Consider the following 17,482-nt stretch of genomic DNA (forward strand, 5'->3'; position numbering starts at 1 on the left):
CTATACATTATACCAAACATTAAACAAACTTGTAACTGAATTAAGAAAGAGATACACTACTTTACATAAACTATTTAAAGGAGTATTTATGAAAAAGAAAGTTATAGACCCAAATATTTCTTCTAATTTGCTAGAAAAAGATTTTTATTCTCTTATGGACGAAGAAGATCCTATTATTGAGAATGCAATTATAAAAGATTGTACTATTAGTATTGATTCTATACGAAATGTTGAATTTAAAAATTTGGTTTTTAAAAATATTATTTTTGATTATTTTAGTGTACCAAATGCTTATCTTAAAGATGTTAAATTTGATCACTGTCAATGTATTAATGCGGAAATTAACGAATCTGCCTTAAAACGTGTTGAATTTCATCAATGCCGAATGAATGGGGCTTCTTTCGGTGACAGCTTTCTTGAAGATGTTCAGTTTAAGAATTGTATGATGGATCTAGCCGGATTTGCTTATTCAAAGCATAAAAACGTTTTATTTTCTTCTACTCAACTTAAGGAAAGTGATTTTTATGAAAATGCTTTTAAAAATATCTATTTTGATCAATGTGAAATGAGTGGGATCAGATTCTCAAACACTTCATTAGAGGGGGTAGATCTTAGAACCTCGAACTTTGAAAGAATGATAGTTGATACAGAAAATATTAAAGGAGCCATTGTGACACAGGATCAAGCTCTAGGATTCTTACAATTGCTTGGTTTAGTAGTTAAAGACTGACAAAAAGCAGGAACTCGAAATAATACGAGTTCCTGCTTTTTATTTGATTTAACTTTATTAGGCTCTATTGCCTTAGTTATTGTTTATAATGACAACACTATTACGAAAGAATTATCTTTCTCTGACATGTGCAATCTCTTCTAATACCTTATCTATTTCATCCAGTACATCTTGCGATAGCTTAATGCCGGATGCTTGAACATTCTCTTCTATTTGGGAAGGTTTGCTGGCTCCGATGATAGCTGAAGAAACACCTGGTTGACGTAATATCCAAGCTAGAGATAATTGAACTAAGCTTAAATCAAGCTGATCTGCAATCGAATCAAGCTTTTGAACAGCTTCCAGTGTTTCGTTATCCATATAGCGGTCAACAAACTTGCCAATTTCTTTGTTTGCTGCTCTAGAATCTTTTGGAATATCAGCATTTGGTTTATATTTACCCGTTAAAACGCCTTGGGCTAATGGAGAAAATACGATCTGTCCCATACCATGTGATTCCGATACTGGAAGAACCTCTTTTTCAATATAACGCTGTAATAGATTATAGACTGGTTGATTAGAAATCATTTTATGGTAGTCTTTACGTTCAATGATCCCTTGTGCTTTTTCAATTTGAGCTGCAGACCATTCACTTACTCCGGTGTAGAGTACTTTCCCTTGTTTAATTAAATCTTCCAACGCCATAATTGTCTCTTCTAAAGGAACACTTGAGTCAAAACGATGACATTGATAAAGATCCACATAGTCCATTCCGAGTCGCTGTAAACTTCTATCGCACTGTTCGATAATATGCTTTCTTGACAATCCTCTATCATTTGGACAGTCACCCATCGGGAAATATACTTTAGTAGCGACTACAACCTTATCTCTATCATATTCTTTTAAAACTTTACCCAGTACTTTTTCCGCTTGTCCTTGTTCATACACATTCGCTGTATCAAAAAAATTGATCCCTTTCTCATAAGCTAATCTAATACAATCTTCTGCTGTGGTATCTTCTACCGTTTTTCCATAAGTCAGCCAACTGCCTAAAGCAATCTCTGAAACTTTTAACCCACTTTTTCCAAGTTGTCTATACTCCATGGTATCGCCTCCATTTTTATTCTATCTTTATCATGCCAGACCTTATCCAAAAAATCAAAATATATAAAGTTATTTTGTACACTGTTTTGTGTACAAGGAAAATAGAAGTGTACAAAGCAGGTTCCTATTGTAAACGCTTATTTTAAACCCTTACAATAGGTTTATAAAAAATAAAGGAGGAATTATCATGTCAAAAGATTTTTGGCAGCGTCTTGGTAAAGCATTAATGACACCTATTTCATTGATTGCTGCAGCTGGGATTTTTCTTGGTATTAGTTCCGTGCTTCAAAATCCGGATATCGTAGGAGAAACGTTTGTATCCTTTACTGTTGTGCAGCATTTCATCGGTATTGTCCGTGCATTGGCTGGGGCAATATTTGGAAATCTGCCTATCTTATTTGCAGTAGCAATTTCTTTCGGTCTTGCTAAGAAAGAAAAAACAACTGCAGCTTTTTCAGGAGTTATAGGATTTATTTTATTTCATGTTACGATTCAGTATTTATTAAGTGTCAACGATATTACTGCAGCAACCTACTCGGTAGAAGCATTAATGGACTCGGGGATGAATGAACTAGCTGCTACACAAGCTGCTTCTCAATATGAATCTGTTTTAGGAATATTCACTTTAAGAATGAATGTCTTTGGCGGAATCATTACAGGGTTATTGGTTTCATTCCTGCACAATCGTTTTCACACTATTGATCTTCCTACTGCCATTAGTTTCTTTGGTGGTAAAAGATTTGTCCCGATTATTACAACAGGAACGGTTCCCTTCTTGGCTTTACTGATGTACTTTGTATGGCCATATTTCGGTACTGCTATTGAAGGTGTCGGTAATTTAATTGCTGAAGCTGGACTAATCGGAACATTCTTGTTCGGCTTCTTAGAAAGATTACTCGTTCCTACGGGATTACATCATATTCTAAATCAGATTGTACGCTTTACCCCAATTGGTGGAATTGCTGAAATAGATGGTGAACAAGTAGTGGGTGCATTAAATATATTCAACACATCTTTAGCACAAGATTCCCCGGATATGGGGGTTATGGCTGAAGCAACCCGCTTCTTAGCGCAAGGCAAAATTCCATTTATGGTATTTGGATTACCAGCAGCTGCATTCGCTATGGTCAAAACAGCTTTAAAAGAGAAAAAACAAGAAGTAAAAGGACTAATGTCCGCTTCTGGTCTTGCTAGTTTTACAACTGGAATTACTGAACCAATCGAGTTTTCATTCATCTTTGTATCCCCCATTTTATATATCTTCCATGCTTTTATGGCTGGTTTGAGTTTCATGCTGATGGATGCATTCGGAGTTGTCATCGGTAATGTTCAAGGGGGAGTCATTGACTTGGCTGTATTTGGAATTCTTCAAGGAACAGCCACCAACTGGTACTGGGCAGTAATCGTAGGGTTATTTTATGCCCCAATCTACTATTTCGTATTCAAGACAGTCATTGAAAAACGTCATGTTCTGACTCCAGGTCGAGAATTAGACGACGATGAAGTACCCAATGAGACAACCGACAGATCTACTCCTTCTGGAGATTTAGGAACGACTATTGTAAATGCATTAGGCGGAAGTCAAAATATCAAGAGTATTGATAACTGCTTTACCAGACTTCGCTTAGTTCTTGGAAATACCTCAATCGTTGATGAAGAGGCATTGAAAAAAACAGGTGCAGCAGGAACGCTGAAATTGGATGAAACAAACTATCAAGTGATATATGGACCAAAAGTTGAAAAAATCGCACCACAAGTGAAAGGAGCAGCACATTATCATGATGAATAAAAAAAGTAAAATTGTATTAGTAGGTGGAGGTTCTACCTGGACTCCCGGAATTCTGAAAGCAATGACGACTCATTTAAAACAATTCCCTCTAGAAAAAATCACTTTATATGATATTGATGAAGAGCGTCAGAAAGTCATTGGTGAGTTCGCTAAAATCTTATTCAAGGAAGAAGCACCTGATGTTAAGGTATCTTACACAACTGATGAAAAAGAAGCTTATACAGACGTAGATTTCGTATTCTGCCAGATGCGTACTGGTGGTTTTGAAATGCGTGATAAAGATGAAAAAATCCCTTTACAACATGGAGTAATTGGACAGGAAACATGTGGGCCTGGCGGCTTTGCTTATGGTCTTCGTTCTATTAGAGACATGGAGAAAATGGTGAAAAGCGTACGCAGATTCTCCCCCGACGCCTGGATATTAAACTACACGAATCCAGCAGCGATTGTGGCTTTGGCTTTAGATAAAATATTCCCTAAAGAAGATAAAGTTTTGAATATCTGTGATCAACCGGTTAACCTATTACGTTCATTCGCAAGCTTGATTGACTTTGATGCTAATGACTTTGAACCGGTCTATTTCGGATTAAATCATTATGGCTGGTTTACTCACCTTTATGATCAAACCGGGAAAGACAGAATGCCGGAAATTAAAGATGTTATTTTAAATGGCGGTTTCAGACCAGTTGATGCCGAGCAGAGAGATCAATCCTGGTTAGACACTTATGCAATGGTTGAAGATATGTTAAGAGACTTCCCGGAATATTTACCAAACACTTATCTTCAATATTATCTGTATCCAGAATACAAGTTATCTAAAATGGATCCTAATCGTACTAGAACAGATGAAGTTCGTGAAGGTCGCGAGACTAAAGTATTTAATGAATGTAGAAGAATTGTGGAGAATGGTACAGCCAAAGATTCTTCTGTTGTTCATAATGATGCCCATGGAGATATGATGGTTGAAGTAGCAGCCTCTATTGCACACAACCTTAGAAAAACATATGTAGTTATGGTAAGAAACAACGGGATTGTTTCAAATTTACCAGATGACAGTATGGTTGAAGTAGCAGCTTCCCTTGGAGCAAATGGTCCTCATCCATATGCGGTCGGTAAAATTGATACATTCTATAAAGGATTGATTGAGTCTCAGCATGCGTATGAAAAACTGACGGTAGAGGCTTATATGGAAGAATCCTATACTAAAGCTTTACAAGCCTTGACAATGAATCGTACAGTGGTAGATGCTAAAAAAGCACGCAAACTACTTGATGCTCTAATTGAAGCTAATAAAGAATACTGGCCAGAATTAAAATAGTATTTTAAACAAAGAGCATCGAACCTCCTCTCAGGATTAAGGTTCGATGCTTTTTTTATTCTTTTAGTCTGATACTTGATACTTTTTCAAATAATCATTGAAAAGTTTGTTCACTAAATAATGTAACCCGAATCGGTCAGATGCATCAATTCCTTCTATCTTAATCTCTGTGCTGTAAGCATATAGCTGATAGTCTGTTATTTTTGACAAAGCATTGCTTGAGAATCCCGTGAGACTGATTGTTTTAGCTCCGGCAATATTAGCACGGTTGGTTGCTGCAAATACGTTTGAATTTTCTGATCCACTGAGACTGATCGCAATTCCTACGTCTTTACGTCCCATTTGCTTTGCATTATGCTTCATCAAATGCGGATCAATGAAAGTTTGGCTTTTCTTACCTAAAATTTTTAATCGCTCACTAAGTTCCTCCGCTGGAAATCTAGAAAGTCCAACCGCGAAAAAAAGAATATTATCAGCATCATAAATTTTACTAATAATTTCTTCTAAAACTTCCTTATTCAAGAGTTGTTTAGTTTTGATAACTTTGTCATCTAGATCCGTCATATTAAGTATAGTTTCTTCTGCTTCTAAAGTCTTTTTCAATTCTTCTTTGAACTGAGTATATCCTTTAAAACCAAGTTTCTGACACATTCTCACAATTGTATTAGGGACAGTATAAAATCGGTTTGCAACATCTCTGATCGTCCACTCTTCAACATGCTTTTTTTCATCGATTAGATAATTTAATATTTCTTCTTCTGTCCGATTCAATTGAGTTCGATTTTCTTTTAGACATTCATAGAAATACAAAGGTCTCACTCCTTTACACATTGTTTATATAGTATATCAGAATTGTTAATGGATAATTATTACTATTTTCTGAAAAGTAAATTTTATTCGAAGTAATGAACCGACCATGTTAAAATATATCTAACTAATAAATAGCGGAAAGAAGGTTTTTATATGAATACAATAGGTTTAACGGGCTGGAGTGATCATCCTCTGATTACACTTGAAAAATCCAGAAAATTGGAAAACTACTCGAGTTATTTTCCTGTTGTTGAATTAGATACTAGCTTTTATGCTATTCCTCCTCAAAAAAATATCTCTTCTTGGATTGAGAAAACACCCGATACTTTTCAATTTATTCCAAAAGCCTATAAGGCTATGACTCAACATAAAGAGTGGGTAGAAGAATTTTCGAGCATTGATCAAATGTTTGAAGTATTTAATCAAACTTTCGCTCCAATGCTAAAAGAAAACAAGATTAAAGCCTTTTTATTTCAGTTTCCTCCTTATTTTGACTGTACAAAACAAAATGTTACTTATTTGAGGCGTGTCCGCAAACTCATGCATGACTTACCTGTAGCAATAGAATTCAGAAGTCAAAGCTGGTTTACCGAACAGAATAAAAATAAAACACTGGAATTTTTAAGACAGTTAAATTTTATTAATGTAATCGTTGACCAGCCGCAAACACCCAACAACAGCGTTCCAACCATTCCTGTTTCAACGAATGACTCTCTATCTATATATCGATTGCATGGACGTAACTATGGAGGTTGGCTAGGCGAAGATATTAAAGATTGGCGATCAGAAAGAACTCTTTATAATTATGATAAAGAAGAACTAGTAGATTTCTCGAAGACTGCCAAATCTTTGGAAAAAACCTCCCATGAAGTTTGTATAATTTTCAACAACAATTCTGGGGGACACGCCGCTTCTAATGCTTTGTCTTTACAAGAAATTTTAGGGATAACATTTAATAATCTTTCCCCTAGACAATTAGATCTATTTTAAAATAGACGCAACAGACAGAATAGTCTATTGCGTCTATTAATTTACTTTGTCTTGATTGATTATTTCGCGCTCACAGGTCCATCAATATCCAATCCGAGTCCACCAATTCACGAATCAAGTCCTCCTCTGTTATCTGCTCGAATTTGCACTTCAAGGCAATCAATTCGCACATCAAGTCCACTTACTAGTCTCTTTTATGTATAGTAATTTTAGAAGGTAAAACTTCTAAAAAATACATGAAGGAGGCTATTTTTATGGCCAGAAAGATTCCAGTGAAGTTAGTGATGCAGTATCGAGATCAAGGTTTTTCTCGAAACATGATTGCTAAAACACAGAAAGTAGGACGTAGTTCAGTTAGTGATGTCTTCCAACGAGCAGATCGATTTAATCTCTCCTACGAAGATATAAAAGAGCTATCTGAAAATGAGGTGTATCGAAAATTCTTCCCTGAACGACATCAGTCAGAAGTTTTATACACACTTCCTGACTACGAAAAAGTCCATAAGGAACTTCAAGGTGTAGGTGTGACCCTTAAGCTCTTATGGCAAGAGTACGTGGATAAGTGTAAGAATACCCACGGTATTGCAGTTGGATATACTAAGTTTTGCGAAGATTATCAAAAGCACATTGATCAATATCGCTTAACGAATCATTTGAAACATAAACCTGGCGTCTCAATTCAAGTTGACTGGAGTGGTTCAACCATGAGTTTATTAAATCCAGACACAGGTGAAATAACCACTGTCTATCTGTTTGTAGGAGCTCTTCCTTATAGTCAATACACTTATGTGGAACCAACGCTTGATATGAAAAGTGATACCTGGCTACGTTGCCATATAAATATGTTCACCTATTTTGACGGTACCACAATTCGTTTAATATGCGACAATTTGAAGACCGGTGTAATAACTCACCCCAAAGAGGGTGACATCGTTTTAAACGAACAATATGAAGCTCTCGCAAACCATTATGTTATGGCCATTATGCCTGCTCAGGTAAGAAAACCTAAACAGAAAGCAGCGGTTGAAGGAGCGGTTGGTAAAATTGCAACGGCAGTTATTGCTTCATTAAGAAATGAAATATATACAACAATGGGAGAACTAAAATTAGCTGTTCGTGAGAAATTGGAAATTTATAATAATAAAGAATTTCAAAAGCGTGAAGGCAGTCGTTCGCTTGTTTTTAAAGAGTCAGAACAGGAATTTTTGCGTGCCTTGCCTTCTGTTCCATACGAAATATCAGAATGGGTTTACGGAAGAAAAGTAAAACTGGATTGTCATATTACGTATCAAAAGAATAATTACTCTTGTCCCTATCAATATGTCAAAAAGAGCGTTGATTTAAAAGTAACAGATAACTTTCTTGAAATTTATTATCAAAATGAACGAATTGCGACTCACAAACGATTCCCATCATATAAAGAATATAACTTTTCAACCTTGCCAGAACATCTACCAGATCAATTTAATCAACTCGAATGGAATGACCAACGACTATTAAATTGGGCACAAAAAATTGGACCTTTCACCCATAAAGTGATTCAGCGTATCTTTGAAAACCTACCACTCAAAGAACAAGGATATCAATCGTGCTTATCTGTTCTCAATTTATCGAAGAAGTATTCAAATGCTTCTTTAGAGAAGGCTTGTCAAATAGCTTTAGAACGTGTCCATTCCCCAAGATACCGTCAACTAAAGGCAATATTAACGAATCCTGTTAATAATGAAGCGATTGAACATGCAGAGACCAACTATAAAGAATCCATGGGATTCGTGAGAGGATCAGACTATTATGGAGGCGATAAGAATGATTGATAACGAAACGATTAGAAAATTACGTCAAATGGATTTAAGTGAATTAGTAGACGCTTTAGAAATTCAAGAGATGGACAATGATACACGACAACTGTCTTTTGATGAACGACTTCAACTGGGTACTGACCATCTATATCAAGAGAAATACAATAAACGGGTGAATGGATTAATTAAACGATCCAAATTTCGTATTCAAAACGCAACTGTTTCTGCTATTCATTATGACAAACGAGATATTGATCGTCAGACACTTAATGAATTAGCCACCTGCAGCTATATCAATCACCGAAGAAACATTATTTTTCAGGGCTTCACTGGGTCAGGAAAGACCTATTTAGCCTGCGCTTTAGGACGAGAAGCGTGTAAACGAGAAATTCGAACACGCTATATTCGTTTGCCTGACTTATTAATAGAGCGAGACGAAGCGACACTTAAACCTAAAGGTGTAACCAACCTCATCACAAAATTCTCAAATTATAGCCTGCTAGTTATTGATGAATGGCTACTAGATGATTTATCAGAAGATGACCTGAAATTTCTCTTCGAAATCATTGAACGTCGCTACGACTCCGGCTCCACCATCTATTGTACACAATTTAGAAAGTCAGATTGGCATAAAAGATTAGGAGGCGGTGTTCATGCGGACGCCATTATGGATAGAATCGTGCATAATGCCGTATGGTTTGATACAGGTCAATTAAATATGCGAGAACAGTTAGCTAAAGCAAGTACTAACTAAATCCTGTCACAACAAGCCACGCTTTCACCGAGCGTGGCTATTTAGTGGACTCTAAGCACGAACAAGTGGACTTGTAATGGATATTGAGAGACTCATTCTTGCGAATAGGCGGGTCTATAAGCGCGTAATAATCATGATATTCCAGAATGCTTGCCAGATACTTCTTTTTCCTGAAATCCAGTCAAGTATGGAGTATAAGAGAATACCTACAAAAGAGCCTGAAGAATCTATAAAAATATCAGAAATCAAAGAAGTTCTTCCTGGCACGAAACTCTGATGAAATTCATCGGAGGCTGCATATGCTGCACAAATGAGCAACGCAATTAAAATAGCTTTAATTCCTTTAATATTTGAAGTGGACAAGGCATTTTTTACCAATACTCCAAAAAGTAAATAAATAAAGAAGTGAGCGTTTTTTCTAATGAAATTATGCAAGACATAATAATTCATTTCTCTAAGGTTATTAATTCCTAACCGTGGTCTGACAATAGTGAGTAAAAAATAGACTGTAAGTCCACAAAACAAAAGAAACAATACAGAAATAACGATTTTACCCCATAATGGCATAGTTCTTTGCTTTAACCAGATTAAAAATACATTGAAAAACAGCACAAATAAAATTGCACCTACAATTCTCCAATGATTAACAACTTGACTCCCTACTTCCATTGCTCCAAAACTTAACTGAGCAGACTCACTTGCCGGTTGTGAAGAAAACCAAAAAATGATAGCCATCCATACCAACACCGTAAGCCAAGCAAAAATCCCGGGATATTTTGAATGAGTGGTTCTTTTCATTGGCTTTTCCTCTTTCTTTTAAAACATGATATTTTTACATCATACTCTATTCTAGATTTTTTTGCGAGTTAAATTTGTTTACTCGACCACTTTACCGTTCATCATTATTTTTTTACCATCTAACCAGACCGTCGGACTCTTTACCACACAATCAATGTGAATCCCTGCTTCTGTTTCTCCTCCAAATGGTTTGTTACTTCCAAATGCAATATGGATTGTTCCATATACTTTTTCATCTTCTAGAACAATACCAGTAATTCTAGCTGCTGGATTGGTCCCTATTCCAAATTCTGCAATTATACGTCCTTTTTCATCTCCTAGAAGAGCTAATAAAGCTTCGCCTTGTTTTCCTTCGGCCTTGACTAAGCGGCCATCTTTCAAATCTAATTTAATTGGTTCAGAAACTTTTCCTAATTGCGCAATTGATCCATCTACTATAATCGATCCATTTGCAGAAGTTTCAATAGGTGCGATATAAGCTTCCCCTGATGGAATGTTTCCACCTTCTCCCTTTTCTCTGAAAATACCAGTACTGGATATGCCTTTTCTGTTTTTTATATCAAAAGTTAAGGATTCTCCATCCTTTTCTATAATAACTTCAGATCCAGATTCTAGTAAAGAGGCAAACTTATCCGTTAAACTTTCAACATCTGACGGATCAGCTTCTATCGCACCTTTTTTCAGCATATCTAAAGTAATGCCAGGCATCGTTCCAATACGAGTCCCAGTAACTGCGGCTTCTTTTTTTGCTTTAGTATGAGTCAAACTAGCAGAAGTTATACATAAAGCTACATCAGCTTCTTTTAATACTTTAGCAATCAGTACAGGAGGTTCTTCGCCACTTTTATATGTAGCTGGAAACTGAACCATGATCGTTTCATTGCCTTTGACAACAGCAGCTTCGTAGAAATGTTGTGCAATTTCTTTCATACTGTCATCCGTTACAATCACTACAGACTCCTGTGGTTGCAAGTTAAAGTTATTCTCAAAGACTTTTTGGGCATTTTCAATATATTCTGTCAAAATTAACCATCCTTTGTAATAATCAGTCTTTTTTTATTCTATCACATATTCATTGTTCTCGCTTTTTTAAAGGTGTAAACTAAAGATAATATATTGAAGAAAGGAAGATAATTTTGTCTGATCAAATGACAGCTTACGGATTTACTAATCCCGGAGATAAAAGTAAATCCCCTAACTTTGAAAAAAAGAAAATCAATAAACCGACTCCTTCAGCAAAACAACTCTTAGTTGAAGTAAAAGCGGTCGCTTTAAACCCTACTGATGTAGCTACTTGGCAAATGAAAAAAGAAGAGGATGATTCATTCACTATTTTAGGCCGAGATGTAGCAGGAATCGTAAAAGAGGTTGGAGATCAAGTAGAACTCTTCAAAGTTGGAGATGAAGTGTTTTATCCCGGATCCAGCAACATTCAAGGGGCTCAAGCTGATTATCATGTGATTGATGAAAGAATGGTTGCATTAAAACCAGACAATTTGGATTTTGCTGAGGCAGCTGCCCTTCCGTTAACTGCTCTTACAGCATATGAGACCTTTTATGATCGTTTAAATATTTTGAAAAATAGTGATGATCCTTCTACCTTGTTGATTATCGGTGCAGCTGGAGGTGTTGGCTCTATCGCAACACAGATTGCTTTAAATGATGGTATTCATGTCATCGGTACTGCTTCAAGAAAAGAATCTAGAGATCATCTTACCTCACTGGGAATTGAAAAGATCATTAACCATAAAGAAGCTTTTAAACCACAGTTAAAAGAACTAGGCATTCAGACTGTTGATTATGTTTTCTTAGCTTCTAATGCTGACGATAATATAAAAGAAGTCGGTAAAATCGTCAGTCCACAAGGTCATGTCTGTTCAATCTTACCATTAAGAACGCCGCTGCCTATGTCTTTCTTTTCTAAAAGCGTAACATTCAGCTATGAATTAATGTATACTAGATCCGTTTATGAAGCCCAAGATTGGATTAAGCAGCATAAATATCTCACTGAATTAAAAGAAAATATTGAAGCAGGTAAATTAAAAACAACAATTAATCATCGCTTTGATGCCATGAATTCAGAAACCCTGAAAAAAGCATATGAACAATTAATGACTGGTCATACAAACGGTAAGATCGTACTTGAAAATAAAAGATAAAAAATACGAGCTACTTCAAAAAAAGTAGCTCGTATTTTTCTATTAATTATTTAAGCGGAATGGTTAATTTAAACTGTATCATAGATTCTTTAAGTGAAGCTTCAAGCTTATATCCGAGTGCTTCAGCTATTTTCTGAGCAATGGATAATCCTAGCCCAGTAGATCCAATCGCTCTAGTTTTATCCTCTTTGTAGAGGCGCTCAAATAGGCGTTCAACCTCAATTGTATTTGTATCCTTTACTTCATTTTCTAAATAGAATATTAATGAAATTTCGCTCATTTCATTATATAGAGCAAATCTCTTTATTCCATGAGTATAAGCATTCTTTAATAAATTTCCAATTAAACGATTAAAATCAAGAGGACTAGTCAAAAGTTTTATATCTTCTTCTATTAACTGAATAGATATATGATCAAAACTATCTTCTAATTCTGAATAATACATAGCAACCTGTTCTTGAACCAAGATTATTGGATTTGCGGACTCTACATTCAGTTCATATTCGTTTGATTCCAGTAAACTCAAACTGTAAAATTCTTCAATTAAGTCTCTAAGGATTTTAGTTCTCTCTTCAATGATTTTAAGGTATTTTTTTTCTTTCAAAGAATTTGAATCATTCTGTAGAATCTGAACGTATCCTAGCATTGAGGTCAAGGGAGTTCTAAAATCATGAGAAATTGAAGAAACCATTCGTCGATTTTGTTGAACAATCTCTTCAGATTCTATGCTTATCTCACTTATTTTTTCAATCATTCGGTTAATTTCATTCACCAGATCATCATGCGATTTAGAAGAACCAGAATGCTTGATTTTAGCTAATGCATTCTTATCGATAATCCATTCAAGTTGTTTTACAAGATTCCTTTTTACTTTCTGATCTTGATATAATTTTAGAAGGAGTACTATATTAACGAGCAAACTGAGTATTACGATCCAGATCATTTCACTTCCACCATTCCCCTAAGTTGACAGACTCTGTTTATGAATTATTTTCCTTCTTTGGTCTCAATTTTATTTAAAACAATAATTCCTATAATGCTCGCAATAACTAGATAGATCAGGGCCACTCCCCAAGCTTGAAAAGAAGCTGAATAAGCAGTTTCTCCTCCTATTATTGAACCCATCATTTGATTTGACGCTTCATTCATATGATAAGACAAAGTATATTCTCTTAAGAATTCAATCTTATCAGTGAACAATGAGACTAAGTTAAATAGTTGAAGAATAACTCCTGACACTAGAGCACCCATCGTAATAATTGAAATCGTACTATTTTGGGAAAAGTATGCCAATATATTCGCTACAGCTGCATATCCCAGCATTCCTAGAAAAATAGTTATACTAACGACTGCTAAATTCCCGAAACTTTCAAAATCAATTGGACCGTCTTCTGTCATTAATAAAATAACATATATTAGTGAATAAAGAACTGCTCCGGATAAAAACGTTGTTAATAAATAAATGATCATTGTAATGGCTTTACCAATGACAAATTCTACTTTAGAGATTCCATTAGTAAAAATGTTCTGATAGGTATTGGCAGATAAATCATTTGTAAAGACCGCAACATATGCTTGTAGACCAAATACTAAGGGGAAGAACTGTGTGAGTAAAATAATTCCAAGCTGCAAATAGCCCTCTGCAAAAGATAGTTCTCCTTCTACGCTTGTTCTAGCAATGATGACAACTGCTATAAACAAAGTGAATACAATACTGTAAAATATATAATTTGATTTTTTGTGGAAGAGTCTATATAGATCTGCTTTGATATAATTAAACATTTTTCACTCCTCCTTCTGCGATAAGATTTAGATAATAATCTTCAATCGATATTTCCTGAGTATCTAATTTAAAAAGACTCAAACCATTGGTAACAAATAAAGACGCGATATCAGCAGTCCGGTCTGTCATCTTCAAAATAACTACTTCTTTATCGCCATTAATTGTATACTCGATAGATTCAAAATTTTCTTCTAATAAGTAAGCAGCTTTTTCAACATCACTTACTTTAACAATAACTTGCTCTTTTGTTTTATTTCGAATGACTTCCCGATCAATCTCTTCAATTAACTGCCCATTATGAATAAATCCAAAACGAGTCGCCATCATGCCTAATTCACCTAATATATGAGAAGAAACAACAAAAGTGGTCTTATTCTCCTTATTAAGCTTTTGTACCAAATGACGGAAATCAGCAATCCCTTGAGGATCCAACCCATTAATCGGCTCATCAAGTACTACTATGTCTGGATAACCCATCAGAGCATTAGCGATACTTACACGTTGTTTCATCCCCATAGAAAAAGATTTGAATTTTTTCTTAACTTTATCCATTTCAACAAGTTTTAATACCCGTTCTACTTCGTTTTTATCAGGTATTCCTTTTAATTTTCTAAAATATTCAAGATTTTCCCTTGCAGAGAGATAGGGGAAAAAATGTGCTCCCATCATAAATCCCATTCTCTGGTGAGCTGTATTCAGTCCACTGTTTGAACTATCTCCAAATAACTTCACTCCCCAGAAGACTTTGGTGCTAAGCCCATCATCGTTTTGAATAAAGTTGATTTACCGGCACCATTTTTGCCAATTAGACCATATATTTCCCCTTGCCTGACGTGAATAGAAACGCTATCCAGTGCAACTGCTTTACTATAGCGTTTAGTCAAATCTATAGTTTCTATTAGATTTTCCATTTTGTCACTCCTTATGAATTATTAAAATCTTTTGTTCTTATACTTTTATTTCTTGATAATTTTTATATTAAAGCACACTTATTTCAAAATTCTGAAGTAAACCTTACAAAAGTCTTAAATATTCAAAAATCACTTAATCCGGATTTTTTAATTTGAATCCTACTCCCCAGACTGTTTCAATCATTTCTTCCCCACTATGACTACTCAATTTTGATCTTAACCTTGAAATATGTACAGAAATCGTATTATCATCACCGAAGTATGGTTCATGCCATACGGATTCAAACAAGTTTGCTTTAGTATATACCTTTTTGGGATGTTCTAAAAAACACTTCAGTAAATCGTATTCCTTTTGGGTTAGAGATACAGCTAAGTGATTCACCGTTACGACTCTTGCCGCATCATCCATTTCAATCGGTCCAAACCGATACAGAGTACCTTCACCTGAGTTCTCTATATGATCCCTCAATTGAGCACTCACTCTTGCTTTCACTTCTATTGTATTAAAAGGTTTTGCAATATAATCATTAGCACCTAAACTAAGTACGTTAGCTAGTACATTTATTTCAGCTTTAGCAGTAATTACAATTATGGGTACACTAGATTTACGACGGAATTCTCTAATAAAGTCCTCCCCAGAAATACCCGGCAACATCAAATCAAGTAAAACTAAATTAAATGTTTCTTTTTCTGTTATTCGCTTTGCTTCTGAACCAGCATATGCTTGTATTACTTCGTATTCTTCATTTAATAAATCAAAAAGCAACTCATTAATAGCATTATCATCTTCCACGATCAATATTTTTTTCATCTTTTCCACTCATTTCATTTAATAATGTCTGCAATTATTATCTACAACAAATAGTGTACAAGAAGACGTTCCTGATTTCTAGTTACTAGGTTATTTACTTATTAGCGTAACGTATTAATTAGTGCATAATAAAAGACTCTAAACAGGATCATACCTCCTTTAGAGTCTTAGTTTTACAACATAGACTTTTTTTCTAGTCCTTTATTGACTGCTATTGTACTAATTAAAGCCGGTAAACTAATTGAAAAAAAGAATATCAATGCAGGAAAAAACATAAATATTATAATTATTAAACTTATAAGTACCAAAGTAGCCAAGCTGATTAATGGATATTTTAATAACAGATAAAAAGAAATGAGCCATTTATTGAGAATTTTTTCTTGTAAACATTGGCTAACTGAAAAAAAGTAAAGAGTTAGTAGAGTTAAGAGAATAAAGAGGATGGCAAGTGATATTGAAATAATACTCAACCATTCTGGGAAAAAGGAAGAACTTTCAAAAACAAAAAAGTCCATCCCAAAAAGTAAAGCTAACACCAAAATTATCCAATTTTCTTTATAACTTTTAATGAAATTATCCTTAAAATGAGCCAAATACTTTTTTACTGATATTTTTTCATTTTCATTATACATTTTATTAATCTTGAATTGTAAAATTAAGCTAGACGATTAAAAAGACCATATGTGGTACACTCATTCCAGATTTACAACCACGAAAATTAGGAGAGTGACCACAAATGGCCTACACCCATCTTACCATGGAAGACCTTGGATGGATAGAAACTTATCACACGATTGGACTATCTGCTTCAAAAATTGCAAATAAACTTGAACGATCAAAACAACCTGTCTGTAATGTAGTCAATTATCTTAAACAAGGATATACGATTCAAGATTACTATGCACGCTATAAAAAGAATAAAAGCAACTGTGGTGCCAGACGTAAAACCTTTACCGGTAAAGAAATCCGTTACATTAAAGACAAAGTTGCATCTGGTTGGACACCTGATGTTATTATTGGTAGACAAGAAATTGATTTGAAGTGCTCTATGCGAACTCTTTACCGTAGATTCAAGGACAGCCCTTTATTTGATCAAACGACTTTGCCTCTGAAAGGCAAACGCAAACCGAATGGCCATAAAGAGAAAAGAGGAAAACAAGCCTTTAAGAGAAGCCTACAGGATAGAGCCCTATCGTATCCACATTATACGAACGAATTTGGTCAACTTGAAGGGGATACCATTATTGGAGAGCATCATAAAAGTGCTGTTATTACATTGGTTGAGCGCTTGTCAAAAGTCATTTTTACACTCAAACCTGAAGGACGCAAAGCAACTGATATAGAAGAAAAATTATCTGAGTGGTTTTCCAGTATCCCTTCCCATTCTTTTAAATCAATCACTTTTGATTGTGGAAAAGAGTTCTCTAATTGGAAATCAGTTAGTAACCACCATGATATTTCTATTTTCTTTGCGGATCCTGGTTGTCCGTCTCAGCGTGGGCTGAATGAACACTCTAACGGATTGCTTCGACGTGACGGACTGCCAAAACAGATGGACTTTAATAAAACCGATCAATCCTTTATTTCTTCTGTTTCAAACTACAGAAATACGATTCCTAGAAAGTCTTTAGATTATAGAACCCCTATGGAAGTTTTTCATGAGCATGTATCAGATTGGAAACCGTCTAGCTTAATTTGACAAACGAGAAATTAAAAAAATACTAAAAGAATTTTCTGATAGTGAAAA

General features: G+C 35.0%; 18 protein-coding genes. 8 read left to right on the forward strand and 10 right to left on the reverse strand.

Translation table 11 applies throughout. The features are described from left to right. Nucleotides 1-88 precede the first annotated feature (88 nt). Nucleotides 89-730 (forward strand): pentapeptide repeat-containing protein, encoded by a 642-nt coding sequence (locus BKP56_RS10590; RefSeq protein WP_072695049.1) that lies wholly within the window; start codon nt 89-91, stop codon nt 728-730. 111 nt (nt 731-841) lie between these two features. Here the strand turns inward: BKP56_RS10590 and BKP56_RS10595 are convergent, their stop codons facing one another. Beyond that, nucleotides 842-1,813, reverse strand: coding sequence for an aldo/keto reductase family protein (locus BKP56_RS10595; RefSeq protein WP_072695050.1), 972 nt, complete (start codon nt 1,811-1,813; stop codon nt 842-844). Between the two features lie 187 nt (nt 1,814-2,000). On the opposite strand from BKP56_RS10595, the gene BKP56_RS10600 reads away from it, so the two are divergent. Then, nucleotides 2,001-3,602 (forward strand): PTS transporter subunit EIIC, encoded by a 1,602-nt coding sequence (locus BKP56_RS10600; RefSeq protein ID WP_072695051.1) that lies wholly within the window; start codon nt 2,001-2,003, stop codon nt 3,600-3,602. Next, the gene (locus BKP56_RS10605) at nt 3,592-4,920 is read left to right on the forward strand and encodes a 6-phospho-alpha-glucosidase (protein WP_232226881.1); all 1,329 of its coding nucleotides are present in this window, start codon (nt 3,592-3,594) and stop codon (nt 4,918-4,920) included. The genes BKP56_RS10600 and BKP56_RS10605 overlap by 11 nt, the downstream gene beginning before the upstream one ends. Before the next feature lie 63 nt (nt 4,921-4,983). Here BKP56_RS10605 and BKP56_RS10610 read toward each other — a convergent pair whose 3' ends face one another. Beyond that, nucleotides 4,984-5,730, reverse strand: a complete 747-nt coding sequence (locus BKP56_RS10610; protein ID WP_072695052.1) for a MurR/RpiR family transcriptional regulator — start codon at nt 5,728-5,730, stop codon at nt 4,984-4,986. 153 nt (nt 5,731-5,883) lie between these two features. Here BKP56_RS10610 and BKP56_RS10615 point away from each other — a divergent pair, with 153 nt between their 5' ends. From BKP56_RS10615 to BKP56_RS10625, 3 genes are all read left to right on the forward strand, one after another. Next, nucleotides 5,884-6,720 (forward strand): DUF72 domain-containing protein, encoded by an 837-nt coding sequence (locus BKP56_RS10615; protein ID WP_072695053.1) that lies wholly within the window; start codon nt 5,884-5,886, stop codon nt 6,718-6,720. Nucleotides 6,721-6,974: 254 nt separating this feature from the next. Then, on the forward strand, nt 6,975-8,534 hold the full coding sequence (gene istA, locus BKP56_RS10620; RefSeq protein WP_072694860.1) for an IS21 family transposase: 1,560 nt from the start codon (nt 6,975-6,977) through the stop codon (nt 8,532-8,534). Continuing rightward, the gene (locus tag BKP56_RS10625; protein ID WP_072694861.1) at nt 8,527-9,273 is read left to right on the forward strand and encodes an ATP-binding protein; all 747 of its coding nucleotides are present in this window, start codon (nt 8,527-8,529) and stop codon (nt 9,271-9,273) included. The genes istA and BKP56_RS10625 overlap by 8 nt, the downstream gene beginning before the upstream one ends. Before the next feature lie 114 nt (nt 9,274-9,387). Here the strand turns inward: BKP56_RS10625 and BKP56_RS10630 are convergent, their stop codons facing one another. Then, nucleotides 9,388-10,071 carry a VanZ family protein gene (locus tag BKP56_RS10630; protein WP_072695054.1) on the reverse strand — a complete coding sequence of 228 codons (684 nt, stop codon included), beginning with the start codon at nt 10,069-10,071 and terminating at the stop codon, nt 9,388-9,390. 78 nt (nt 10,072-10,149) lie between these two features. Next, a complete protein-coding gene (locus BKP56_RS10635; protein WP_072695055.1) occupies nt 10,150-11,094 on the reverse strand; it encodes an aminopeptidase in 945 nt (314 codons plus the stop codon). A gap of 113 nt (nt 11,095-11,207) precedes the next feature. Here BKP56_RS10635 and BKP56_RS10640 point away from each other — a divergent pair, with 113 nt between their 5' ends. Then, a complete protein-coding gene (locus BKP56_RS10640; protein ID WP_083540548.1) occupies nt 11,208-12,230 on the forward strand; it encodes a zinc-binding alcohol dehydrogenase family protein in 1,023 nt (340 codons plus the stop codon). A gap of 46 nt (nt 12,231-12,276) precedes the next feature. On the opposite strand, the gene BKP56_RS10645 is transcribed toward BKP56_RS10640, so the two are convergent. From BKP56_RS10645 to BKP56_RS10665, 6 genes are all read right to left on the reverse strand, one after another. Beyond that, nucleotides 12,277-13,173, reverse strand: coding sequence for a sensor histidine kinase (locus BKP56_RS10645; protein WP_072695056.1), 897 nt, complete (start codon nt 13,171-13,173; stop codon nt 12,277-12,279). Between the two features lie 44 nt (nt 13,174-13,217). Further along, nucleotides 13,218-14,012, reverse strand: a complete 795-nt coding sequence (locus BKP56_RS10650; RefSeq protein ID WP_072695057.1) for a hypothetical protein — start codon at nt 14,010-14,012, stop codon at nt 13,218-13,220. After that, nucleotides 14,005-14,745: an ATP-binding cassette domain-containing protein gene (locus tag BKP56_RS10655; protein ID WP_083540549.1), complete on the reverse strand. Its 741-nt coding sequence runs from the start codon at nt 14,743-14,745 to the stop codon at nt 14,005-14,007. Before BKP56_RS10655 ends, BKP56_RS10650 begins: the two co-directional genes overlap by 8 nt. After that, nucleotides 14,742-14,924, reverse strand: coding sequence for an ATP-binding cassette domain-containing protein (locus BKP56_RS14090; RefSeq protein WP_083540550.1), 183 nt, complete (start codon nt 14,922-14,924; stop codon nt 14,742-14,744). The genes BKP56_RS10655 and BKP56_RS14090 overlap by 4 nt, the downstream gene beginning before the upstream one ends. A 133-nt stretch (nt 14,925-15,057) precedes the next feature. Continuing rightward, nucleotides 15,058-15,735, reverse strand: coding sequence for a response regulator transcription factor (locus BKP56_RS10660; protein WP_072695058.1), 678 nt, complete (start codon nt 15,733-15,735; stop codon nt 15,058-15,060). 173 nt (nt 15,736-15,908) lie between these two features. Further along, complete coding sequence (locus BKP56_RS10665; protein ID WP_072695059.1) at nt 15,909-16,367, reverse strand: hypothetical protein; 459 nt, start codon at nt 16,365-16,367, stop codon at nt 15,909-15,911. Between the two features lie 104 nt (nt 16,368-16,471). Between BKP56_RS10665 and BKP56_RS10670 the strand changes: the two genes are divergently transcribed. Continuing rightward, complete coding sequence (locus tag BKP56_RS10670; RefSeq protein ID WP_072695060.1) at nt 16,472-17,434, forward strand: IS30 family transposase; 963 nt, start codon at nt 16,472-16,474, stop codon at nt 17,432-17,434. Nucleotides 17,435-17,482: the final 48 nt, after the last annotated feature.

This window comes from Marinilactibacillus sp. 15R (assembly GCF_001895285.1).
GTDB classification, from domain to species: Bacteria; Bacillota; Bacilli; order Lactobacillales; family Carnobacteriaceae_A; genus Marinilactibacillus; species Marinilactibacillus piezotolerans.